The sequence below is a fragment of the Pseudomonas sp. SMN11 genome, assembly GCF_052041945.1.
Lineage (GTDB): Bacteria > Pseudomonadota > Gammaproteobacteria > Pseudomonadales > Pseudomonadaceae > Aquipseudomonas.
The window spans coordinates 425,948-447,554 of sequence record NZ_JBKGGW010000001.1; the positions used below are offsets into that span (position 1 = coordinate 425,948).

A 21,607-nucleotide genomic window follows, 5' to 3' on the forward strand; every position below is an offset into this window, starting at 1 on the left:
TCGCTGGCGGGGGTACGGCCAGGAAACCGCGGGTGACGGTTTTAAGATTTTCAGGTGGGCCGGCCCCCGGATCGCGGGGATCAGGCCCATGAACCTCGTAAAACAAAGCCCACTGCTCGCACAGTGGGCTTCTACGGTCAGCTATTAGTCACGCAGTTACTGAGGGGAGACTTCGGTCTTCGGCTTGCCGAAGTGCCATTCGTAGACCACGAATTTGAAGTCTTTCAGGTCGCCTTTCTCGTCGTAGGACAGTTCGCCGGTCGGGGTCTTGAACTTGCCGGCATGGATGGCGGCTGCCACCTTGTCGGTGTCTTCGGACTTGGCCGCTTCGATGCCTTTGGCGATCAGCTCGACAGCCGAGTAGGCCGGGAACACGAACGGGCCGCTCGGGTCCTTGCCGTCAGCTTTGATGGCGTCGACGATGGCCTTGTTCTCAGGGTCGGCGTCGAACGACTTGGGCAGGGTGACCAGCAGGCCTTCGGAAGCACCTTGGGCGATCTGCGAGATGGAGTCGTTACCCACGCCTTCCGGGCCCATGAACTTGGCTTTCAGGCCTTTTTCCTGGGCTTGGCGCAGGATCAGGCCCAGCTCTGGGTGGTAGCCGCCGTAGTAGACGAAGTCGACGTTGTTCTGCTTGAGCTTCTGGATGATCGAGGAGAAGTCCTTGTCACCGGCGTTCAGGCCTTCGAAGACGGCCACCTTGGTGCCTTTCTTCTCGAGGGTCTGCTTGACCGCAGTGGCGATGCCTTCACCGTACTGCTGCTTGTCGTGCAGAACGGCAACCACTTTCGGCTTGACGTGGTCGGCGATGTAGTTGCCGGCAGCCGGGCCCTGGGCGCTGTCCAGGCCGATGGTGCGGAAGATCAGCTTGTAGCCACGGGCGGTGATTTCCGGCGAGGTGGCGGCCGGGGTGATCATGATCACGCCTTCGTCTTCGTAGATGTCGGACGCTGGCTGGGTGGAGCTGGAGCACAGGTGGCCGATGACGAACTTGACGCCGTCGTTGACCACTTTGTTGGCAACTGCCACGGCCTGTTTAGGGTCGCAGGCGTCGTCGTATTCCTTGGCTTCGAGCATCTTGCCATCGACGCCGCCCTTGGCGTTGATATCCTTGATGGCCTGCTTGGCGCCGATGAACTGCATGTCGCCGTACTGGGTCACAGGGCCGGTCTTAGGGCCCGCGATCCCGATCTTGATGGTATCGGCGGCAAACGAATGGCTGGCTACCCCGGCCAGTACCATTGCGGCGAACAGCTTGGAAATCTTGATCATAGTGCTCCACTCATTCTGTTGTAATTCTTATAGTCCTGGCGGCCAGGGCTACAGACCGGGCGGGATTTGCGGCATGGCCACGCCATACTGCATGCCCACCTTCCCCCGGAACATGTCCCGGAACTGTACCGGTACAGTGTAGAGCGCTGCTTGCGCGCTTGAAAAGCCGGCAAAAAGTGCCTGTTCTGGGGGTTGTCGCATGATCGACACAAAGATACAGAAAAGCGCCATCACTTTGCCTGCATTCCGGGCCCCACCCCACAACTTCGGGGCCAATCGACCAAATTACATATTTGAAACCGGGTTTTTCTGCAAAAATGCCGGCCTTTTTTCATTGGCCGAATTTGCGGGTATAAACCCATGACTGATCAAACAAGCACCCTCTATGCCAAATTGCTTGGCGAGACGGCAACAATCGAGTGGAAGGCTTTGGAGCGTTTCTGGGCCAAGGGTGACCTGATTTGGGTCGACCCCAGTCTCGACCTGATCGAGGTTGCTGCGGCAATGGCCGAGAATCGCAGCGAGATCTTCGCCAAGTGGCGTAGTGATGGCACTGTCGGGCCAGTCAGCGCCGAGCAGGCGCTCGACCTGCAAACCCGCGATCCAGAGATCTGGGCGGTGGTGGTTTCGCCGTTCATCGTGATTCAGGCCAAGCAAGCGGAATAACGACGCGCTTTTTTAGTGCGTAAAAATACACAGCCGCCCCATCGAGGTGCTTGTTGACGCTCACGTAAGGTGGAAGTTGGTAACAGTAGCGGGCTGATTCGGCGCTGCGGTAACAGTTTACGGCATGCGTAATGGGGGCCGCTCTGCGGACCTTTGCGCATTGGCAGAAGTTGTGGCAGAGGTCATAGTGCGCCATTTGCCGGCATTGCCTCGCCCGCTTGTCGCGCTTCTTTGATCTTATGCCTGGAGTCGTTCATGAGTACTGCACTGCCTTCACTGGGATTCGCCGGGATTGGCCTGATGGGCCTGCCAATGTGCCGGCGCCTGTTGGCCGCGGGTTATCCGCTGACGGTCTGGAACCGCAGCCCGGACAAATGCGCCACGTTGGTGGCCGCAGGTGCGCGGTTGGCGGCAAGCCCGGCCGAGCTGTGCCGTGACAGCGACATGGTGCTGTTGTGCCTGGCCGACACGGCAGCGGTACGCGAGGTGGTGTTTGGCGAGCAAGGCATCGCCGAGGGCGGGCGCAGAGGGCAGTTGCTGGTGGACTTCTCCAGTCTGGAGCCGACCGCCACCCGGGAAATGGCTGCCGAGCTGGCTGCACTGTGCGGCATGGCCTGGCTGGACGCCCCGGTTTCCGGCGGTACGCCAGGGGCCGAGGCGGGCACCTTGGCGATCATGGTGGGTGGCGAGGCCACTGACCTGCAGCGGGCGCGTCCGGTGCTGCAGGTGCTTGGCCAGCGGGTCACGCACATGGGCGGGGTGGGGGCAGGGCAGGTGACCAAGGCCTGCAATCAGATGATCGTGGCCTGCAATGCCTTGGTGATTGCCGAGGTGGTGGCGTTGGCCGAGCAGTCAGGCGTCGACGCCACCTTGATCGCCGAAGCCCTTGCCGGTGGCTTTGCCGATTCGAAGCCGCTGCAGATCCTCGCGCCGCAGATGGCCGAAAGCCGTTTCGAACCGGTCAAGTGGCATGTTCGCACCTTGCTCAAGGACCTCGACGGTGCCGTCAAGCTTTCCCGCGAGCAGGGTACGGCAACGCCGCTCAGTGGCCTTGCCGCGCAGCTGATGCGCCTGCACGGTAGCCAGGGGTATCTGCAAAAAGATCCGGCGACCCTGGTAGAGCTGTATCGCAACAAGGGCTGAATACACTGTCCTCGCGGTCCAGCTGATCGAGCAGCGAGCGCAGTTCGCTCAGCGGCACGGGGCGACTGAGCAGGTAGCCCTGCAGGTAGTCGCAGCCCTTGCTGACCAGGAACTCATGTTGCTCGACGGTTTCGACGCCTTCGCTGACCACTTCCAGGTGCAGGGTGTGGGCCATGACGATGATCGCCTCGACGATCTCGCGATCCTTCAGGCTGCCGGGCACATCCTGCAGGAATGAGCGGTCGATCTTAAGCACGTCCAGAGGCAGGCGCTTGAGGTAGGCCAGGGACGAATAGCCGGTGCCGAAATCGTCGATCGACAGGCCGACACCTTGCCCGCGTATGCGCTTGAGCAGGCTGACGGTATGCTCGATGTCGCCCATCAGGGCATTTTCGGTGACCTCCAGCTCCAGCTGGCGAGGCGCCAGGCCCGCCTGGAACAGCGCCACTTCGACTTCGCTGGGCAGGGCTTCATGGCCGAGGGTCACCGCCGAGCAATTGACCGTGACCTTGAGGCTGGTAAAACCATGCTGCTGAAGCCGGGCCAGGTCCTGGCAGGCGTGGCGCAGCACCCACAGGTCGAGGTCGACGATCAGGCCGTTGGCTTCGGCTATGCCGATGAACCGGTCAGGGCCCATCAGCCCGTGCAGCGGGTGCTGCCAGCGCACCAGCGCTTCGAGTTTGGCCACCTGGCCGGTGCGCAGGTCGAAGATAGGTTGATAATGCACGCACAGGCCGCGCTCTTCGAGCAGGGCAACGCGCAGTTCCTCTTCCAGTTGCAACGCCAGGCTGGCACGGCTTTTCAGGCTGCTGTTGAAAAAGTGCAGGCTGTTGCGCCCGCTACCTTTGGATTGATAGAGGGCAAGGTCGGCATGCTTGAGCAGTTCTTCGGTGGTCAGGCCATCATCGGGGTAGATGCTGATGCCGATGCTGGTGGTCATGACCATGCGTCGGCCGCCCAGGTCGATCGGCTCCTTCATCCGTTGCATGATGCGCTGGGCCAGGTGGCGCGCCTCGTCGTGGCTGTTGAGGCTGGTGACCACACAGAATTCGTCACCGCCGAAGCGGGCCACCAGATCGTGACTGCGGGTAGCAGCCGTGATGTGGTTGGCGATCACCTTGAGCAATTCGTCGCCGGCGTCGTGGCCGAGGCTGTCATTGATCCGCTTGAAGTGGTCGATGTCGAGGAACATCACGGCCAGGCGGTGTTCATTGGGATCCTGCTCTGCCAGGCGTTCGGCGAAGATCTGGTTGAAACCACGGCGGTTGACCAGGTTGGTCAGGGCGTCGTAGTGGGCGGCCTGTTGCAGTGACTCGCGGGCCTGGTCCAGCTGGCTGAGCAGCACGCCGTAGCGGCGCAGGTCGTCTTCCTTGCTCTGCAGCTTCTTGTCGGCCAGGGCGGCGCTGATGCTGCTGCCGCTGATCAGCAAGGTGATGAAGGCGATGGTCAGCCCCAGCTGCAGGCTGTTGTCGCCCGAGGGCAGGCGTAAGGCGGTGTCGGCGGGGATTACCAGGGTCATGGCCGACATGGCGGTGAAGTGGGTGGCCACGATGCCACTGGCCATGATCAGGCTGGCGCCATACTTCATGGTCTGGTGCAAGGTGCCGCTGCCGTTGCGGAAGTAGCGGGCCAGCAACAACGCGACAAGGCTGGTGAGCAGAGCGATGACGGCGCTGCTTAGCAGCAGGCCGGTCTGGTAATACTGCTGGGCACCGGTCTGCAGCGCGGCCATGCCGACGAAATGCATGATGACAATGCCCAGGCCGATAAGCAGCGCGCTTTGCAGATAGTGCTGCGGGCGCATTTCGCTGCGGTCCAGGCTGTTCATCGCCAGCCAGGCCACCAATAAGGCGATCAACAGTGACAGGCCGGTCAGCGATACGTCGTAGTGCATTTCCACCGGGGCCTGAAAGGCCAGCATGCTGATGAAGTGCATGGCCCATATGCCGCCGGCCAGGCAGCAGGCGCCGAGCACACGCCATTGTCGCTGGGCAGCGCGCAGCTCGGTGTGGGATTGGCGCTCGGCCATGTCGAGGGTCGCGAAGCACGCTGCGCTGGCCACGGCAAAAGCGATCAGCACCAGTAACGGTTCATGGCGGCAGTCGATGACGATACGCCCGGTTACCGGCAGTTCGGTGAACAGTTGCAGTCCCAGCCAGTCCATTGCTTGCCCTTTGCTCGAGTTTTCACTCGTCTCCGTTCAAGCCCTGTGGAGACTGTTCTGGGGCAGTATAGAAACAGGTGGTTAAACCTTCCTGACTAGTGGCACTTTAGCTTCAATGATTTGGCTCTGAAGTTGATAACCAGTTGGCATAACGAACTGGGGGGCGCCAAGCGCCCCCCAAGTCATGTGGCCAGTCGGTCAACCGGCGACCAGCACACGAATCGCTTCGAGGCGCAGTGCAGCCTTGTCCAGCATCGCCAGGCCTTGTTCACGCTGCTTGCGCAGTGCATCGATTTCGCTATCACGCACACTCGGGTTGACTGCCTGCAGTGCGGTCAGGCGTGCCAGCTCTTCATCGGCCTCGGCCACCAGGCGGCGCTGGGCTTCGGCCACGCGCTCGACGTGGACGGGCATGACCTTGGCTTCACCACCACTGATGCGCTGAGCCAGCACGTCACGTTGGGCCTGCACGAACTTGTTGGCGCTCGCCCGCGGTACGCTTTCGAGTTGGTCGTTGAGGGTTTCGAACGCCACCCGCGAAGCCAGGTCGTTGCCGTTGGCATCGAGCAAGCAGCGCAGTGCCGCTGGTGGCAGGTAGCGGCCCAGTTGCAGGCTGCGCGGCGCCACCACCTCACTGACGAACAGCAGTTCGAGCAGCACGGTGCCCGGCTTGAGTGCCTTGTTCTTGATCAGCGCGACTGCGGTGTTGCCCATCGAGCCGGACAGCACCAGGTCCATGCCGCCCTGCACCATCGGGTGTTCCCAGGTGAGGAACTGCATGTCTTCACGCGACAGCGCCTGGGCGCGGTCGTAGGTAATGGTCACGCCTTCGTCGTCGCCCAGCGGGAAGCTGGCGTCGAGCATCTTCTCGCTCGGCTTGAGGATCAGGGCGTTTTCCGAGTGGTCTTCGCTGTCGATGCCGAAGGCATCGAACAGGGTTTCCATGTAGATCGGCAGGGCGAACTGGTCGTCTTGCTCGAGGATCGCCTCGACCAGCGCCTGGCCCTCACCGGCACCGCCGGAGTTGAGCTCCAGCAGGCGGTCACGGCCGCTGTGCAGTTCTGCCTCCAGGCGCTCGCGCTCGCCACGGGCCTCGCTGACGAGTGCGGTCCAGGCCTTGGCGTCGCCGCCTTCGAGCATCGGCAACAGGCGCGGGCCGAACTGATGCTGAAGGGCGTTGCCGGTCGGGCAGGTATTGAGGAAGGCGTTCAGGCCATCGTGGTACCACTGGAACAGGCGCTCCTGCGGGCTGTCCTGCAGGTACGGAATGTGCAGCTCGATGGTGTGCTTCTGGCCGATACGGTCGAGACGGCCGATGCGCTGTTCAAGCAGGTCCGGGTGGGCCGGCAGGTCGAACATCACCAGGTGGTGGGCGAACTGGAAGTTGCGGCCTTCACTGCCGATCTCCGAGCAGATCAGCACCTGGGCACCAAATTCCTCGTCGGCGAAGTAGGCTGCGGCGCGGTCGCGCTCGAGGATGCTCATGCCTTCGTGGAACACCGTGGCCGGGATGCCGGAGCGCACGCGCAGGGCGTCTTCCAGGTCCATGGCGGTTTCAGCGTGGGCGCAGATCACCAGGACCTTGGTGCGCTTGAGCATCTTCAGCGTGTCGATCAGCCAGTCGACCCGTGGGTCGAAGCGCCACCAGCGTTCGTCATCGCTGACCTCACCCTGGGCCTGGAAGGCCACTTCCGGGTACAGCTCGGCGTGTTCGCCAGCGGGCAGGTCCTGGTATTGCTCGGGGTTGGCCAGCGGATACGGATGCAGCTGGCGCTCGGGGAAGCCCTGGACGGCCGCACGGGTGTTGCGGAACAGCACGCGGCCGGTGCCGTGACGGTCGAGCAGTTCGCGGATCAGGCGGGCACTGGCCTGGGTATCGCCATCGTTGACTGCGGCCAGCAGGGCTTCGCCTTCGGCGCCGAGGAAGCCTTGAATGGTGGCATGGGCCTTGGGTGACAGGCGGCCTTCTTCAAGCAGCTCCTGCACGGCTTCGGCCACCGGGCGGTAGTTTTCGCTCTCGGCGCGGAACGCCGCGAGGTCATGAAAACGGTTCGGGTCGAGCAGGCGCAGGCGGGCAAAGTGGCTGTCCTGGCCAAGCTGTTCGGGGGTAGCTGTCAGCAGCAGCACGCCCGGGATGACCTGGGCCAGTTGTTCGACCAGGCTATATTCGGTGCTGGCCTGCTCTTCGTGCCACACCAGGTGGTGCGCTTCATCGACCACCATCAGGTCCCAGCCAGCAGCGAACAGCGCGTCTTGGGCCTTTTCGTCATCGACCAGCCATTCCAGGGCGACCAGCGCCAGCTGGGCATCCTCGAACGGGTTGCTGGCGTCGCTTTCGATGAAGCGCTCGGCGTCGAACAGGGCGACCTGCAGGTTGAAGCGCCGGCGCATTTCCACCAGCCACTGGTGCTGGAGGTTCTCCGGAACCAGGATCAGCACGCGGCTGGCGCGGCCGGACAGCAGCTGGCGGTGGATCACCAGGCCGGCCTCGATGGTTTTGCCCAGGCCTACTTCGTCGGCCAGCAGTACGCGCGGGGCGCTGCGGTCGGCGACTTCGCGGGCGATGTGCAATTGGTGGGCGATCGGTTGCGCGCGGCAACCGCCCAGGCCCCATAGCGACGACTGCATCTGCTTGCTGGTGTGGTGCAAGGTGTTGTAACGCAGGCTGAACCACGACAGCGGGTCGATCTGCCCGGCGAACAGGCGGTCGCTGGCCAGGCGGAACTGGATGAAGTTCGACAGCTGGGTTTCCGGCAGGGTGCGCGCCTGGTTCTGGCCATCCAGGCCGTGGTAGACCATCAGCCCGTCGATGTCCTCGACCTCGCGCACGGTCAGCTTCCAGCCTTCGAAGTGGGTGATCTGGTCACCCGGCGAGAAACGCACGCGGGTCAGCGGCGCATTGCGCAGGGAATACTGGCGGGTGTCGCCAGTGGCCGGGTAGAGCACGGTCAACAGGCGGCCATCCTGCGCCAGGATGGTCCCCAGGCCAAGCTCCGCTTCACTGTCGCTGATCCAGCGTTGCCCCGGTTGATACTGCTGCGCCATACTGCCTGAACTCCCGCGATGAAAAAGCCGGCTATGTTAACGGATAGGCCGGGCGGACCATAGACCAGAAGTCCATGAGTCTAGCTGTTTCATCGCAGAACACCGTCTTGCTGACGAGGGCTACGCACCGATATGCCGCTCAAGCACCGCTGGTTGCACACTTCCCTGGCCCTGGGCAGCTTGCTGCTGCTGGCTGCCTGTGAACAGAAAAATTTCGAAACCTTGCCTGCGATCCCGATCGAGCAGCTTGAAGTGCTGGGCGTGCAGACGCCGATCAAGAGCGTGCACTTCCGCGACCGTGACGGCGAGGGGCTGCTGGTACTCAGCCGCAGCGACGGCCAGGCGGTCGATGCCGAGTCCGAGCAGGAGGTCGACAAAGTGGTGCTCAAGGCCACCCTGTACGGGCGCACCTCCGAGCGCGACGCGTTCAAGCCGCGCTGGCAGATCGAGCAGGAAACCACCTGCCCGGGGCTGGATCTGGATGTCGACTTCTATACCGATGTCAGTGACGTCAGTGACCTGAACAAGGACGGTGTCGCCGAAGTGACCGTGGCCAGCCATGCCTTCTGTGGTGGCGGCATCGACCCCCATGACATCGCCATCGAGATGCGCGAGGGGCAGAACGCGTACACCATCACCGGTCAGTCGCTGATCACCCCGGCAGGTGAAGAACCGGTTGGCGGCGAACGTGAAGACAGCGCTTCGCTGAAGAACGCGCCGCAAGTGTTGCGTGAGCACATGGATTCGGTTTGGCAACAGGTCTACAAGCGGCCCTGGAGCGAAGCCAGCCCACCGGCCAGCGACGACGACCCTGAGGATGAAGCCGAGTAACGGCTGTCTATACTGGCATGGCGCGGCCGTGAATGGCCGCACATCCTCACCTTTGACGCTCAAGCTGGCTAATGGATGGCCGATACAGTGGGCACAGGAGAACTTCCATGCTGCCGCCGATCATCCCGCTCAGTGCCGCCCCCGTGACCTCGCAACAGGACCCGGTCAGGCATACCCCCGACATCAAGCCGGTGGTGCCCGTGCAGCCGTCGTCCAACGAAAGTGCCATCGACCTCAAGCAGCAGCGTGACCCGCAGGAGCAGGCCTTGCTGCTGCGTGAAGAGCAGCGCCGGCAGCAGCAACGGCGCAACAGCAAGGGCGATGACGAGCGTTACAGCGCGGTGCCGGGTGATGAAGTCAACGCCGACAATACCGTGCCGGTGGCGCCGCTGATGGGCGAGCACCAGCGTCAGGGCCTGCTGGTCGATATCGAAGTCTGACGCGGGGCTGGTCACGGCCGGCGGCTGGCTTCATGATGCAAGTCTCTGTAGATCGTCGAGCCCACCCATGAGCCAAGACAACCTCATCGACTTCGATGCCGAGCGCGCCAAGCGCATCCATGACCTCAAGGAAAAACGCCTGAACGAAGTGCGCCAGGCGTTCGAGCAGGCCATGCCGCTTGCCACCGCTAAGAAAAAGAAGCCCAAGGGCAAGCCCAAGAAACGCTGAAACTTGACGCAGGTCAACCCTGCACCCGCCTCGCGTGCCCGGTCCCGGGCGGCATTGATCCTGATCAATTTTCCCCGCCCCCGTATTCGTTACCTTGCATCCATCGGACAACGGCAAACGAATCGGGAGGCCAGCATGTTCTTCGACAATGTGGTTATCGCGGGCGTGGTAACGGTCGGGCTGATGTTTGCATTCTTTGCCGGTCTGGGCATTTTTATCTGGAAGGACTCGCAAAAGCGCAAGCCGCGCTGACCTTCCGGATCCACGAGCACGCAAGGCATTTTGGGCGACTTCGGTCGCCTATTTTTTTGCCTGCGAATTTTGTCGACAAAGATGATTAGCTAGCTAATTAATCGTTTCGACAGTATCCTCTCCACCATTGTCTATCGTTTATATAACCTCCCCCCGCAAGGTCCGATTCGTGCCCATCACCTTCCAGGCCCTGTTCGCACCCAGCAGCCTCGCCATCAAGTTCGCCATCAAGACCCTGCTTGGGGCAGGCCTGGCGCTGTGGCTGGCCATGCGTTGGGGGCTGGAGCAACCGTCCTGGGCGTTGATGACCGCATTCATCGTCGCCCAGCCGTTGTCGGGCATGGTGGTGCAAAAGGGCTTGGCGCGTCTGGCCGGGACTTTGGTCGGCACGGTCATGTCGGTGGTGTTCATCGGCCTGTTCGCCCAGACCCCATGGCTGTTCCTGATCACCCTGGCGCTGTGGCTGGCCCTGTGCACGGCGGCCTCCACGCAGTTGCGCAGTGCCTGGGCTTACTCGTTCGTACTGGCCGGCTACACCGCAGCCATCATTGCCTTGCCCGCCATCAGTCATCCCTTGCAGGTGTTCGACCAGGCGGTGGCACGTTGCACCGAAATTTGCCTGGGAATCTTCTGCGCCACCGCCAGCAGTGCTCTGATCTGGCCGATGCGGGTCGAGCAGCAGCTCGCCGGGCAGGCCCGTCAGGCCTGGCAGAACGGGTTGCAGGCGGCAAGCGCCATGCTGGGCGGCGAGGACGAAGCGCGCAAAGGGTTGCTGGACAGCCTCGGCCGCATTGTCGCCATCGATACCCAGCGTGAGCATGCCTGGTTCGAGGGCCCGCGCGGGCGACTGCGGGCCAAGGCCATTCGCGGGCTGAGCCAGAAGCTCATGGTACTGCTGCGTATTTCACGCTCGGTCCGCCGGCAGTGGCGGCAACTGGACGAGCACGAAGCCGGGCGCCTCGGTCCTTGGCTTGAAGAGCTTCGAGCCCTGCTGGTCAGCCCCGATCAGCCGAGCCTGCTGGTGTTGCGCCAGCGTATCTGGGACGCCGCGCATGACGAGCAGATCAGCTCTGCCGAGCATTTCTGCCTGGCGCGCATGGCCTTGCTGCTGGACTTCGCCATGGCCGCCACCCAGGCCCTGGACGATGTCGAGGCGGGCAGGGCACCGAAGGATGTTGCCCAGGGCCTGGCGGTGCACCGCGACTGGTCGCTGGCCTTGTTGTTCGGTTCACGCAGTGCCCTGGCCTTCCTGGTGATGAGCAGCTTTTGGCTGGCCACTGCGTGGCCATCGGCGCCTGGCGGCCTGGTGCTGACCTGCGTGGTCTGCAGCCTGTTCGCCAGCCGCGAGAACGGCGCGCAGATCGGCCTGAGTTTCTTGCGCGGGATCTTCCTGGCGATCCCGGCTGCGTTCCTGGTCGGGCAGATCATCCTGCCGCAGTGGAGCAGCTTCGCCATGCTCTGCCTGGGCATGGGTGTGCCGCTGTTCTTCGGGGCGCTCGGTATGGCCCATCCGCGTACCGGTGCCACGGCGACCTCTTATTGCCTGCACTTCATCGTGCTGGTCTCGCCGCTCAATGCCATGACGTTTGGTGTGGCGACCATGCTCAACAGCGCCCTGGCCATGTTGATGGGGGTGGGCGCCGCCGTGTTGGCGTTCCGCCTGCTGGTGTTCCGTCACCCGGCCTGGCTTGGCCGGCGCCTGCGCGCCGCAACCCAGAGCGACCTGGTGCGCTTGACCCGGCGCGATTTGCGCGGTGCCGACAGCTGGTTTGGTGGGCGCATGGCCGACCGCCTGATGCAGCTGGCCCGGCATGCCAGTGAATTGCCGGCCACCGAGCGCAAGCGCTGGGATGACGGGCTGCACGGGCTGGATATCGGTGACGAGCTGGTGCATCTGCGCATGTGCCTGGCGGTGGCCCAGGTGCCATTGGCTGGCGCCGAGCGCGAGTACCTGCAGCAGGTCGAGGCGGTGCTGGCCAAAGGCCCGGCAGCGGGTCGCGGGCAGCGCCTGGATACGGCCAGCGAGCAGTTCATCGCCGCCTTGCAGCGGGCGCCGGCCAGCGACCCGTTGCGCCTCGCCCAGGGCGCGGTACTGCAGTTGCAGAAAAGCTGGGGGAAATGGTGCCGTTCGCAGGAGGATGCCCATGGGCTTGCGTGAGTGGGAGCTGGGTGGTGTGCTGCTCAGCCCGTTCCTGATTTATGTGCTGATGGCGCTGGCGCTGACCGGCGTGCTGCGCCTGGTGGTGCAGGCCACGCCGCTGGGGCGCTGGATCTGGCATGAAGCGCTGTTCGACACGGCGTTGTTCGTTTGTGTGCTGTTCCTGGTGGTTCGCCTGCTGGGGCCTTTGTAAGGAGTGATTCAATGCGTGCCGTCGTCCGTACCCTGGTGACCTTGTGCGTGGTCGCCATTGCCGTTCTGGCCGGCTTCAAGCTCTGGCAGTACTACATGCTCACGCCGTGGACGCGTGATGCGCGGGTACGCGCCGATGTGGTGGTAATCGCCCCGGACGTGTCTGGCTGGGTGCGTGAGCTGAAGGTGCAGGACAACCAGCAGGTCAAGGCTGGTGACCTGTTGATGAGCATCGATCGCGAGCGTTTCCAGGCTGCGTTCGACCAAGCCAGCGCGGTGGCTGAAACCCGCGCCCAGCAATTGCACCTGCGTGAGCGTGAAGCAGCTCGGCGTACGGCCCTGGGCCCGGAGGCGATCAGTGCCGAGCTGCGCGAGAATGCCCAGATCAACGCCGCTGTCGCCCGTGGCGAACTGCATGAGGCCGAAGCCCAGTTGCAGGTGGCGAAGATCAACCTGGCGCGCAGCGAAGTGCGGGCACCGCGAAGCGGACACATCACCAACCTGCGCCTGGCCCAGGGCAACTATGTGAATACCGGTCAATCGGTGATGGCCCTGGTGGATGATTCGACGTTCTACATCCAGGCCTATTTCGAGGAGACCAAACTGCCGCGCATTCGGGTTGGCGATGAGGTAAAGGTCTGGCTGATGGGTGCGGGCGATGCGATGCAGGGACATGTGGAAAGCATCAGCCGCGGCATCACCGACAGCAACAGTAACCCGGACAGCCAGCTGCTGCCGGTGGTAGAGCCGACTTTCAACTGGGTGCGGCTCGCGCAGCGGATACCGGTGCGGATCAGGCTGGACCAGATTCCCGAAGACGTGCACCTGAGTGCGGGGATGACCGCCAGTGTGCAGGTGCATGAGGATCAGATAGAACAGTGATGGCCAGGGGGGCCGCAAAGCGGCCCCAGAATCTCTGCCTTAAAGGAACATCCCGCCAGACACCTCCAGCCGCTGCCCGGTAATCCAGCCATTGCCCTCTTCGAGCAACAGCGCGATGGCAGCGCCGATATCGTCGGGCAACCCGACCCGCCCCAGCGCCGTATTGCCGGCAATGAAGTCATTGACCTGCTGGTTGTCGCGCACCACCCCGCCACCAAAGTCAGTCTCGATCGCCCCCGGCGCGAGGATGTTGACGCGGATGCCGCGTGCCCCGAGCTCCTTGGCCTGATAACGGGTCAAGACCTCCATCGCCCCCTTCATGGCGGCGTAGGCGGCATACCCAGGCAGCGCAAAACGCGCAAGCCCGGACGAGATGTTGACGATGCGCCCGCCATCGACCAGCAACGGCAGCAGCCGCTGGGTGAGGAAGAATGGCCCCTTGAGTTGAATGTTCAGCAACTGGTCGAACTGCGCCTCGGTGGTTTCACTGAACGGCACATTCAGGCCGATACCGGCGTTGTTCACCAAAAAATCGAATCGCTCACGGCCGAAGTCCTGTTGCAAGGTCGTGCCCAGGCGTTCGGCAAAGCTGGCGAAGCTGCTGCTGTCGCCGACATTCAGTTGCAGCATGTCAGCCTTGACGCCAGCCGCTTCAAGGGCCTTAGCCACCTGCTGGGCCTCGTCGACCTTGCTGTGGTAGGTGCCGATGATGTCGATACCGCGTGCAGCCAGATGTTCGGCGGCATTGCGGCCCAGGCCACGGCTGGCGCCAGTGATCAGAGCGATCTTGCGAGTCATGTCGTATCCCTCGTGGATGGTGGATGACGGACAGGTTATTGATCGTACTCCGGCTGTTAAATCCAGCAGAATCGGAAATACTGTTCGTGTGTTTCGAACAGTCGGGGTGGATATGAACAAGCTGGAACTGCTGCGCACCTTCGTACGCGTGAGTGAGGTGAGCAGTTTCACACTGGCGGCAGACAGCCTGGGCCTGCCGCGCTCGACGGTATCGGAGCAGGTGAGGGCGTTGGAGCACTTGCTCGGCACGCGCCTGTTCAACCGCACCACGCGGCGCGTTCAGGCGACCCAGGACGGTTCGTTGCTGTATGAGCGGAGCAAGGACCTGCTGTCGGGCATGGACGAGATCGAAAGCCTGTTCCGCGCAGACGATGCCGAGCTGGCCGGCTGCCTGCGGGTCGACATGCCGACCATGATGGCCCGCCGTGTGATCATTCCGGCCTTGCCGCAGTTCTTGTCGCGATTTCCCAGGCTGGAGGTAGAGATCAGTTGCACTGATCGGCAAGTTGATCTGCTGCGTGAAGGCTTCGACTGTGTCATGCGCATCGGTGCGCTGAGTGACCTGGATGTCGTGGCGCGGCCTGTCGGCCAGTTGAGCATGCGCAATTGCGCCAGCCCCGCCTACCTTGCCCGTTGCGGCGTCCCACAGAACCTGGACGATCTGGCGGAGCACCGCCTGGTCCACTATGTACGCAACCTGGGTACGCGCAGCGCGGGCTTTGAATACGTGCAGGCCGGCCGGGTGTGCTTTCAGCCCATGGCTGGCGTGGTCACGGTCAACAATGCCGAGGCCTATTCAGCGGCATGCCTGGCGGGCCTCGGCTTGATCCAGGTACCGGCAGTCGGCGTGGCGCATCACCTGGCAAGCGGTGAGCTGGTGGAGGTGATGCACGGCTGGCAGGCCCAGGCCATGCCGGTGTCCTTGCTATATGCCCGGCAACGGCATGTGCCACGCAGGGTCCAGGCCTTCATGGGCTGGCTGGGCGGGCTGCTGGCGTCGCAGGTCGATCCCACGCCAGTCGATCTCATGCCAGACGACGAAAACCTTGGCGCAACGATGAGCACATGAGCTAGGCTGCCCACTGCGCGTCGTCCATCAGAGGCGACCGTTGCCTGCCTGGCGTGCGTCACTTCCGTTCATTTGCGAGGTTACGTCATGGCCATCACTTCCCAGGACATCTGCAGCGCTGCCGACCAGCTCAAAGGTTTTGTCGGCTTTCATGGCAAGCGCGGCGTCCATATCGTGCGGTTTTCCGAGGACGCGTTCGGCATGGACGTGGCGGATGACAGCATCACCCCTTGCAACGAATTCGTCTGGCGGCCACAACAGGGCGCGCGCATGGCACTGTGCCGGGAGCGTCTGGCGCTGTTGCTGGAGCAGCATGTGGATGACCGGCTGAACATCGGCGAGCCATTGCGTATCTACCTGCGGCGCAGCGATCTGCCAGAGATCGTGGCCGAGCGCTCGCTGCGCTGAGCCGGTTCAACTGGCATCGGCAGAGCAACCCGGCTTGTGCTGCAACAATTGCTCGAAGCCGGCCCTGTCCAATGGCCGGCTCAGGTAATAGCCCTGCACTTCATGGCAATTGTCCCTGGCCAGGGTTTGCAGCTGCTGTTCGGTTTCAACGCCCTCGGCGGTCACGGTAAGCCCCATGGCCTCACCCAGGTTGATGATGGCCTGCACGACCGCCCGGTCATTGCCGCTGGCGTTGGCAAGGCCTGCGATGAAGCGCTTGTCGATCTTGATGCTGTCGAACGGATAGGTTCGCAGGTAACCCAGCGAAGAGTAGCCGGTGCCGAAGTCATCCATGTTCAGCCGAACGCCCAGCTCCTTGAGTGCGAGCATGGTGCCCAAGGCGCCTTCGATGTCGTTCAGCATCACGTTTTCGGTTATCTCCAACTCCAGCCGCTGGGCCGGGAAGCGTGTATCCAGAAGGATCTCGCGAATGTCGGCAACCACGTCGCTGCGCATGAACTGCGCCGGTGACAGGTTTACCGACACCAGCAGGTGCTCCGGCCAGTCGAGCGCACTGCGGCAGGCTTCGCGCAACACCCAGCGTCCCAGGGTGACGATCAGCTCGCTTTGCTCGGCCAGCGGGATGAAGGTGTCCGGGGCAAGCAGGCCTTCTTGCGGGTGTTGCCAGCGCAGCAGGGCTTCGACCGAAACGATGCGCAAGTCGCCCAGGCGGTAGCGTGGTTGGTAATGGAGCACGAATTCGTTGTTGTTCAGGGCCCGGCGCAGGTCATTTTCCAGCTGGCGGCGATACTGGATCTGCTGGTTCATCTCGGCGCTGAAGTAGCGCCAGGTGCCTTTGCCATCGGCCTTGGCCTGGTACAGGGCGATGTCCGCGCAGCGGATCAGCTCGCCAGCATCGAAACCTTGATTGCGGGTCTGGGCGATGCCGACGCTGGCGCCGATGTGCAACTGATGGCTTTCGAAAGCGATGGGCTGTTGCAGCAGTTCGATGAGCCGCTGGCACAGCTTGTCGATCTCGCTGCGGTTATCCATGCCGGTGAGTACCAGCACGAACTCGTCACCGCCCAGACGCGCCACCAGGTCGACGTCGCGCGTGGTGTCTCGCAGACGTGCGGCGACCTCTTGCAGGACTGCATCACCTGCCGCGTGGCCAAGGGAGTCGTTGATGGGCTTGAAGTTGTCGAGGTCGAGCAGCAGCAGGGTCAGCGGCGGCGAGTCACTACCGCGCAGCAATGCCTGTTCCAGGTGCCGGGCCAGCTTGTTGCGGTTGGCCAGGCCGGTCAGCGGGTCGTGCAGCGACAGGTGCTGGATGCGCGCATGGGCCTCAACTTCGTCGGTGATATCGCTGGCCGTGCCGCGAAAGCCGGCGAGCTTGCCATCGAAGCGGATCGCCCGGGCTGAAATCCGGCAGTAGCGGCTCGGGCCATTGTGATCGAGGTAGGCACAGCGCAGGTTGGCCGGTTGCTCCGAATCGGCCTCGGCCTGGGCGTCGAGCCACGGAGAAAGGGGCGTGGTTTCACAGCTGAGCAACTGGTTGAGCGGCTGGCCCAGCCAGGCCTCGACCGGGTCGCCGGTGACCTTGACGAATCGCTGTGACAGATAGGTCAGCCGTTGCTGGCGGTCGGTTTCCCAGATCCAGTCGGATGCAGCCTCGGCGACCGCGCGAAAACGCTGCTCACTGGCCTCCAGCGCCTGGTTGCTCTCCTGCAGGCGCTCAAGGCTGAGGTCGATGGCGCGGGAGCTGCGCAGTGCATGGCGAAACAGATAGAGCATGACCAAGGCCAGTATCAGCAGCGCGCAGATCAACGGCGGCAGCACGGCCCATAACAGTTGTTCCCCCGGCTGCGGGCTGGTCCATGTCAGGTGGTAGCCGGTGTCGCCCAGGGCGATCTGTTGCTGGAGGCGGTCGTGCTCGCCGTTCTTTTCGATGTGCATGTGTGCAAGGCCGGCACCCGCGCCCAGGCCCTCGAGCTTGGCTTCGGTAAGCTGGTCGACGAACAGCATGACCGGTGCCTGGCTCACCTCCTGCGCGGAAACATCCCGGTCCGGGCGCACAGCAGCAGCGCTGAGCACTGCTGGCCAGTTGTTGAACATGACGAAGCGGGTAATCTGCTCGCGGGCGCTGGCGGCCCCACGTGCCGCGTCGATGACTTCGGCCAGGGTGGCATCGATGAAACTGCCAGCATCCGCCTGGGTCGGCGCCCCCTTGAAAAGCGCATAGGTGGTGCGTTGGTCCTCCACCACGAATACCCCTTCGTAGCCGCTGGCGCTGTACAGCGACTCACCTACATTCTTTTCTTCATAGGCCCACTGCCAGTCGACCTTGCCAGCCAGGTGTTCAAAGGCGGCGTCCCATACCGCGTAGCTGGAAAGGAACTGCCTGGAGGCCAGCAACCGTTGTTCCAGCGCCTGAGTTGCATGGAACGCACTGCGTTGCTGCTCCTGTTCATCGAGCGTGGCGGCGATATTGAACAAGGCACCCAGCGTGACCAGGCAGGCGAGGCCGAAAACTGCGCAGAAGCCGCCAATCAGGTGACGGACTTGGAGACGGGGGAGGGGGCTGGCGGTCCTGGCCATGCGCGAACAACTCCTTGTTGACTGCATTCCCCGCCGGGCAATCAGCAAGGAGGTTCAGTCAGGATAGGCCAGCCTGAGCGGGGTGGCCTCGCCCTGCGCGAAATTGACCTGGTCGCGACCGCGGCGCTTGGCGCTGTACAGCGCCTTGTCGGCCTGCTCCAGCCAATGCTCGGGGGACTGGAGGTCGGCATGGAACGCTGCCAGGCCAATGCTCAGGCTGATGCGCAGGTGCGGTAGCTGCGGGTTGCGGTAGCTGGCGACCTGTTCGCGCAGGCGTTCCATGGCCTGGCAGGCCTGAGCCTCGCTGGTGGCGGGCAGGATCACGCAGAACTCGTCGCCACCATAGCGCCCGGCCTGATCGGATCCGCGCAGGATGGGCCTGAGCTCCTCGCTTACCCGGCGCAGCATGCAATCGCCGACCACATGGCCGAAGGTGTCGTTGATGGTCTTGAAGTGATCGATGTCTATCAGGGCGATGACTGCGGGTGCCTGTTGTTGCCGGCAGGCCTGGAACCTGAGCAGCAGCAGGTCTTTCCAGGCACCGTGGTTGAGCAGGCCGGTCAGGCTGTCGGTCAGGCTCAGGGCGCTGAGGCGACGCTTGTGCTCTGCCAGTTTGATTGCCAGGCGGTAGCAGACCCAGCCCAGTGCCAATGGGTAAAGGGTCAGCATTGGCAGGCAGGCGTAAATCTGCAGTGGCGTGCTGTTCAACTGCAGCCCGGTGCCCAGCAGCATGCTGGCCAGCAACATGCCAGCCAGCTGAGCCATTACCCCGCGAACGATCAGGCGCTTGCCGCCTGCGGCCACGTTGTTCATGGTCATCATCGATAGCACGGTCACGGTCGGCAGCGGATTGAAGTGCATGACTGCGCTCCAGAAGCCGCCCAGCAGCGAGTCCAGCAGCATGTTGCGCTGTTCCGCCTGATAAGGGGCCGCCGAATGTGATGCCCATTGATAGGCGACATGTGGCCAGAGCAGGCCATTGAAGACCAGCAGTACCCAGACCCAAGTGGGCGGCGATAGCGGCGCCACGGCAGCGGCTACGCTGAACAGGCCGATCCCCAGTCCGATGACCCGCGGCAGGTAGATGCGCCTGACGAAAGAAAGTCCCTTGCCGCTGCGATTATCCATCATGGTTGTTGTTCTTTAGCTGGGGTGCCGTTTATCGCATAACTCACGTGAATATTGTTGAACAGTGTTTCATCGACGAAAAATGACCTTACAAGCCAATTCACGGTTGATGTGATCCCAGTGGGGTAACATGAAGCCTTTCCTCTTGCTTGGAGTGTTGCTGCTCATGGCTCCCATGGCGAATCCTGGCGACCAATCGGCGCCACAGCGGGACGGACGTTTTCACAACCTGGCTAGCCTGCCCCAGGATGGCGTGCTGAAGAAGCTGCGCATCGGCCTCAAGTACCTGTTTCTGCGCAAGCCGCCGGAAACTCGGCCGGCAGGCGCGATCAGCGTGCAGCCCATGACCCGCCAACAGGTGCTTGATGCGCCGGACCACAGCCTCTGGCGCCTGGGCCATTCCACGGCATTGCTCAAGCTGCGCGGGCGCTACTTCATCACCGACCCGGTCTTTGCCGAACGCGCCTCGCCGGTGCAATGGGCCGGGCCGCTGCGCTTTCATGCACCACCGCTGGGGTTGGATGAGCTTCCGCCGCTGACGGCGGTGATTCTGTCCCACGACCATTTCGACCACCTCGATGAGCAGGCGATACGCCGACTGGCCCCGCGTGCCGAGCGCTTCCTGGCGCCGCTCGGGGTGGGTGACCTGCTGATCGAGTGGGGGGTGCCTGCTGCAAAGGTCGTGCAACTGGACTGGTGGCAGGAAACCGAAGTCGAGGGTGTGCGTTTCGTCGCCACGCCCGCGCAACACTTCTCCGGGCGTGGCCTGTTCGACAGCAACCTCACCTTGTGGGCTTCCTGGGTGCTGATAGATGACCAGACGCGCGTGTTCTTCAGCGGTGATACCGGTTACTTCAGCGGCTTTGCTGAAATCGGCGAACGCTTCGGCCCGTTCGACCTGACGTTGATCGAAACGGGTGCCTACAACGTGGCCTGGCCCAACGTGCACATGCAACCGGAACAGAGCCTGCAGGCACATCTGGATTTGCGCGGGCGCTGGATGCTGCCGATCCATAATGGCACCTTCGACCTGTCCATCCATGGCTGGCAGGAGCCCTTCGAGCGTATCGTCGCCCTGGCAGCTGCAGCCCAGGTGCGGCTGAGTACCCCACAGATGGGCGAGCGGGTCAGTATCGACTCACCGCACGAGGGGCAGAACTGGTGGCAGCCGCATCCGGCGCGTCAGCGGGGCAGGGCGGCCGAACGGGCATTGGCGGCGCGCTGAGTTCAGTCCCGGTCTTGCTGGTTCTCTTCGTCCTTTAATAGTTGCGATGGCGGCTTGCCGCTGTCACTGCGTACCTGGGCATGACTGATCAGGGCGAAGATGAAACTGCCACCGATGATATTGCCAGCCAAGGTCGGCAAGGCGAATGCCAGCCAGAAGCTGCGCCAGGTTTCGTCGCCGGCCCATACCAGGTAAGAGACTTCTACCGAGCCAACGACGATATGGGTGAAGTCACCTAGCGCCATCAGGTAGGTGATCATCAGGATGATCCAGATCTTGGCCTGCTCCATGGATGGGATCATCCAGACCATGGTGGCGATCATCCAGCCCGATACGATGCCTTTGGCGAACATCTGGCTGATGTCGTTCTTCATCACCTTGCGCCCGACTTCGAGGAAGGCCACGTCAGTCTTGCTGTCGAAGATCGGCAGTTCCAGCATTACCCAGGCCACCAGCAAGGTGCCCGCGAGGTTACCGAGCAGCACTACGCTCCAGAGCCGCAGCAAGCGCCCGAGGTTGGCCAGGGTTGGCGTGGTCATGACTGGCAGCACGGCGGTGAGGGTGTTTTCGGTGAACAGTTGCTGGCGTGCAAGGATCACTGCAAGAAAACCGGCGCTGTAGCCAATGCTGGCAATGACCTGGGCGCTTTCACCTTCAGGCAGTCGGGCATAGAACAGCCCCATGGCCATTAATGACAGCCCCATGGTCAGGCCGGCGGCAAGGGCAGACCACCACAGCGCCGCGAGCGTGCGCTCCAGCTCCTGATCGCCCTGGGTACGAATGATCTCGTGCAATACCGCAGCCCGCGGCGGCTGGTTATGGCTGACTTCCTTTTCTTCGTCCGCCGACAGGCCAGGGGTCTTTTCACTCTGCGCATCGCTCATGGCCGTTACGCTCCACGGGTTGTTTCTCTACAGAGCGGCGCTTCATGCATTTAGTTGCCAGGTGGTCGCAGATGAAGATCGAAAGTTTTTTCATATCAAGGTGTTGACTCTGATTTCAAAGCGCGTATTATTCGCCTCCTCGCAGCGTTGAACGCAGTGAGGCAAGCGGTAAGTTATTGAAGTTGAACGCTTTTGAAAGAAAGCAGCTTCGAAAAAAACTTCAAAATAAACGCTTGACAGGCTC

General features: G+C 62.7%; 19 protein-coding genes. 12 read left to right on the plus strand and 7 right to left on the minus strand.

Annotated features, from left to right (window positions below; all coding sequences use genetic code 11):
* Window positions 1–156 precede the first annotated feature (156 nt).
* Window positions 157–1,272 (minus strand): branched-chain amino acid ABC transporter substrate-binding protein, encoded by a 1,116-nt coding sequence (locus tag ACLEJU_RS02005; protein WP_054891749.1) that lies wholly within the window; start codon window positions 1,270–1,272, stop codon window positions 157–159.
* A 360-nt stretch (window positions 1,273–1,632) separates the two neighbouring features.
* Here ACLEJU_RS02005 and ACLEJU_RS02010 point away from each other — a divergent pair, with 360 nt between their 5' ends.
* Together ACLEJU_RS02010 and ACLEJU_RS02015 are read left to right on the plus strand one after the other, a co-directional pair.
* Entirely contained in the window at window positions 1,633–1,938 is a 306-nt protein-coding gene (locus ACLEJU_RS02010) for a DUF2288 domain-containing protein (RefSeq protein ID WP_435422077.1), read from the plus strand.
* 255 nt (window positions 1,939–2,193) lie between these two features.
* A complete protein-coding gene (locus ACLEJU_RS02015) occupies window positions 2,194–3,081 on the plus strand; it encodes an NAD(P)-dependent oxidoreductase (RefSeq protein ID WP_435422076.1) in 888 nt (295 codons plus the stop codon).
* Here the strand turns inward: ACLEJU_RS02015 and ACLEJU_RS02020 are convergent.
* Both ACLEJU_RS02020 and rapA read right to left on the minus strand, forming a co-directional pair.
* A complete protein-coding gene (locus tag ACLEJU_RS02020; RefSeq protein WP_435422075.1) occupies window positions 2,981–5,245 on the minus strand; it encodes a putative bifunctional diguanylate cyclase/phosphodiesterase in 2,265 nt (754 codons plus the stop codon). The genes ACLEJU_RS02015 and ACLEJU_RS02020 overlap by 101 nt on opposite strands.
* A gap of 198 nt (window positions 5,246–5,443) precedes the next feature.
* Window positions 5,444–8,290: an RNA polymerase-associated protein RapA gene (gene rapA / locus ACLEJU_RS02025; RefSeq protein ID WP_435422074.1), complete on the minus strand. Its 2,847-nt coding sequence runs from the start codon at window positions 8,288–8,290 to the stop codon at window positions 5,444–5,446.
* Between the two features lie 132 nt (window positions 8,291–8,422).
* Here rapA and ACLEJU_RS02030 point away from each other — a divergent pair, with 132 nt between their 5' ends.
* The 7 genes from ACLEJU_RS02030 (at window position 8,423) to ACLEJU_RS02060 (ending at window position 13,274) form a co-directional block, all read left to right on the plus strand.
* The gene (locus tag ACLEJU_RS02030) at window positions 8,423–9,121 is read left to right on the plus strand and encodes a M949_RS01915 family surface polysaccharide biosynthesis protein (RefSeq protein WP_435422073.1); all 699 of its coding nucleotides are present in this window, start codon (window positions 8,423–8,425) and stop codon (window positions 9,119–9,121) included.
* Window positions 9,122–9,228: 107 nt separating this feature from the next.
* Window positions 9,229–9,561, plus strand: coding sequence for an aspartate-semialdehyde dehydrogenase (locus ACLEJU_RS02035; RefSeq protein ID WP_435422072.1), 333 nt, complete (start codon window positions 9,229–9,231; stop codon window positions 9,559–9,561).
* A 67-nt stretch (window positions 9,562–9,628) separates the two neighbouring features.
* On the plus strand, window positions 9,629–9,790 hold the full coding sequence (locus ACLEJU_RS02040) for a hypothetical protein (RefSeq protein WP_165837386.1): 162 nt from the start codon (window positions 9,629–9,631) through the stop codon (window positions 9,788–9,790).
* Window positions 9,791–9,925: 135 nt separating this feature from the next.
* Window positions 9,926–10,042 (plus strand): cytochrome c oxidase subunit CcoM, encoded by a 117-nt coding sequence (ccoM, locus tag ACLEJU_RS02045; protein WP_275898203.1) that lies wholly within the window; start codon window positions 9,926–9,928, stop codon window positions 10,040–10,042.
* Window positions 10,043–10,211: 169 nt separating this feature from the next.
* Window positions 10,212–12,200, plus strand: a complete 1,989-nt coding sequence (locus tag ACLEJU_RS02050; RefSeq protein WP_435422071.1) for an FUSC family protein — start codon at window positions 10,212–10,214, stop codon at window positions 12,198–12,200.
* The gene (locus tag ACLEJU_RS02055; protein WP_027918922.1) at window positions 12,187–12,393 is read left to right on the plus strand and encodes a DUF1656 domain-containing protein; all 207 of its coding nucleotides are present in this window, start codon (window positions 12,187–12,189) and stop codon (window positions 12,391–12,393) included. Before ACLEJU_RS02050 ends, ACLEJU_RS02055 begins: the two co-directional genes overlap by 14 nt.
* Window positions 12,394–12,404: 11 nt before the next feature.
* Window positions 12,405–13,274 carry an efflux RND transporter periplasmic adaptor subunit gene (locus tag ACLEJU_RS02060; protein ID WP_435422070.1) on the plus strand — a complete coding sequence of 290 codons (870 nt, stop codon included), beginning with the start codon at window positions 12,405–12,407 and terminating at the stop codon, window positions 13,272–13,274.
* A gap of 39 nt (window positions 13,275–13,313) precedes the next feature.
* On the opposite strand, the gene ACLEJU_RS02065 is transcribed toward ACLEJU_RS02060, so the two are convergent.
* Entirely contained in the window at window positions 13,314–14,072 is a 759-nt protein-coding gene (locus ACLEJU_RS02065; protein ID WP_435422069.1) for an SDR family NAD(P)-dependent oxidoreductase, read from the minus strand.
* 112 nt (window positions 14,073–14,184) lie between these two features.
* Here ACLEJU_RS02065 and ACLEJU_RS02070 point away from each other — a divergent pair, with 112 nt between their 5' ends.
* Entirely contained in the window at window positions 14,185–15,141 is a 957-nt protein-coding gene (locus tag ACLEJU_RS02070) for a LysR substrate-binding domain-containing protein (protein ID WP_435422068.1), read from the plus strand.
* Between the two features lie 87 nt (window positions 15,142–15,228).
* On the plus strand, window positions 15,229–15,549 hold the full coding sequence (locus ACLEJU_RS02075; protein WP_435422067.1) for a DUF2025 family protein: 321 nt from the start codon (window positions 15,229–15,231) through the stop codon (window positions 15,547–15,549).
* Between the two features lie 6 nt (window positions 15,550–15,555).
* On the opposite strand, the gene ACLEJU_RS02080 is transcribed toward ACLEJU_RS02075, so the two are convergent.
* A complete protein-coding gene (locus ACLEJU_RS02080) occupies window positions 15,556–18,126 on the minus strand; it encodes a bifunctional diguanylate cyclase/phosphodiesterase (RefSeq protein ID WP_435422066.1) in 2,571 nt (856 codons plus the stop codon).
* Window positions 18,127–18,180: 54 nt separating this feature from the next.
* Complete coding sequence (locus ACLEJU_RS02085; protein WP_435422180.1) at window positions 18,181–19,254, minus strand: diguanylate cyclase; 1,074 nt, start codon at window positions 19,252–19,254, stop codon at window positions 18,181–18,183.
* A 130-nt stretch (window positions 19,255–19,384) separates the two neighbouring features.
* On the opposite strand from ACLEJU_RS02085, the gene ACLEJU_RS02090 reads away from it, so the two are divergent.
* Entirely contained in the window at window positions 19,385–20,479 is a 1,095-nt protein-coding gene (locus ACLEJU_RS02090; RefSeq protein ID WP_435422065.1) for an MBL fold metallo-hydrolase, read from the plus strand.
* A gap of 2 nt (window positions 20,480–20,481) precedes the next feature.
* On the opposite strand, the gene ACLEJU_RS02095 is transcribed toward ACLEJU_RS02090, so the two are convergent.
* Window positions 20,482–21,363 (minus strand): formate/nitrite transporter family protein, encoded by an 882-nt coding sequence (locus tag ACLEJU_RS02095; protein WP_435422064.1) that lies wholly within the window; start codon window positions 21,361–21,363, stop codon window positions 20,482–20,484.
* Between the last annotated feature and the right edge of the window lie 244 nt (window positions 21,364–21,607).

What these genes read in the sequence shown, in the direction of transcription:
- ACLEJU_RS02070 (WP_435422068.1), top strand. Translation starts at nt 14,185, where the DNA reads ATGAACAAGCTGGAACTGCTGCGCACCTTCGTACGCGTGAGTGAGGTG.
- ACLEJU_RS02020 (WP_435422075.1), bottom strand. Translation starts at nt 5,245, where the DNA reads ATGGACTGGCTGGGACTGCAACTGTTCACCGAACTGCCGGTAACCGGG.
- ACLEJU_RS02010 (WP_435422077.1), top strand. Translation starts at nt 1,633, where the DNA reads ATGACTGATCAAACAAGCACCCTCTATGCCAAATTGCTTGGCGAGACG.
- ACLEJU_RS02035 (WP_435422072.1), top strand. Translation starts at nt 9,229, where the DNA reads ATGCTGCCGCCGATCATCCCGCTCAGTGCCGCCCCCGTGACCTCGCAA.
- ACLEJU_RS02055 (WP_027918922.1), top strand. Translation starts at nt 12,187, where the DNA reads ATGGGCTTGCGTGAGTGGGAGCTGGGTGGTGTGCTGCTCAGCCCGTTC.
- ACLEJU_RS02075 (WP_435422067.1), top strand. Translation starts at nt 15,229, where the DNA reads ATGGCCATCACTTCCCAGGACATCTGCAGCGCTGCCGACCAGCTCAAA.
- ACLEJU_RS02085 (WP_435422180.1), bottom strand. Translation starts at nt 19,254, where the DNA reads ATGGATAATCGCAGCGGCAAGGGACTTTCTTTCGTCAGGCGCATCTAC.
- ACLEJU_RS02080 (WP_435422066.1), bottom strand. Translation starts at nt 18,126, where the DNA reads ATGGCCAGGACCGCCAGCCCCCTCCCCCGTCTCCAAGTCCGTCACCTG.
- ccoM (WP_275898203.1), top strand. Translation starts at nt 9,926, where the DNA reads ATGTTCTTCGACAATGTGGTTATCGCGGGCGTGGTAACGGTCGGGCTG.
- ACLEJU_RS02060 (WP_435422070.1), top strand. Translation starts at nt 12,405, where the DNA reads ATGCGTGCCGTCGTCCGTACCCTGGTGACCTTGTGCGTGGTCGCCATT.
- ACLEJU_RS02005 (WP_054891749.1), bottom strand. Translation starts at nt 1,272, where the DNA reads ATGATCAAGATTTCCAAGCTGTTCGCCGCAATGGTACTGGCCGGGGTA.
- ACLEJU_RS02015 (WP_435422076.1), top strand. Translation starts at nt 2,194, where the DNA reads ATGAGTACTGCACTGCCTTCACTGGGATTCGCCGGGATTGGCCTGATG.
- ACLEJU_RS02065 (WP_435422069.1), bottom strand. Translation starts at nt 14,072, where the DNA reads ATGACTCGCAAGATCGCTCTGATCACTGGCGCCAGCCGTGGCCTGGGC.
- ACLEJU_RS02040 (WP_165837386.1), top strand. Translation starts at nt 9,629, where the DNA reads ATGAGCCAAGACAACCTCATCGACTTCGATGCCGAGCGCGCCAAGCGC.
- rapA (WP_435422074.1), bottom strand. Translation starts at nt 8,290, where the DNA reads ATGGCGCAGCAGTATCAACCGGGGCAACGCTGGATCAGCGACAGTGAA.
- ACLEJU_RS02090 (WP_435422065.1), top strand. Translation starts at nt 19,385, where the DNA reads ATGAAGCCTTTCCTCTTGCTTGGAGTGTTGCTGCTCATGGCTCCCATG.
- ACLEJU_RS02030 (WP_435422073.1), top strand. Translation starts at nt 8,423, where the DNA reads ATGCCGCTCAAGCACCGCTGGTTGCACACTTCCCTGGCCCTGGGCAGC.
- ACLEJU_RS02095 (WP_435422064.1), bottom strand. Translation starts at nt 21,363, where the DNA reads ATGAGCGATGCGCAGAGTGAAAAGACCCCTGGCCTGTCGGCGGACGAA.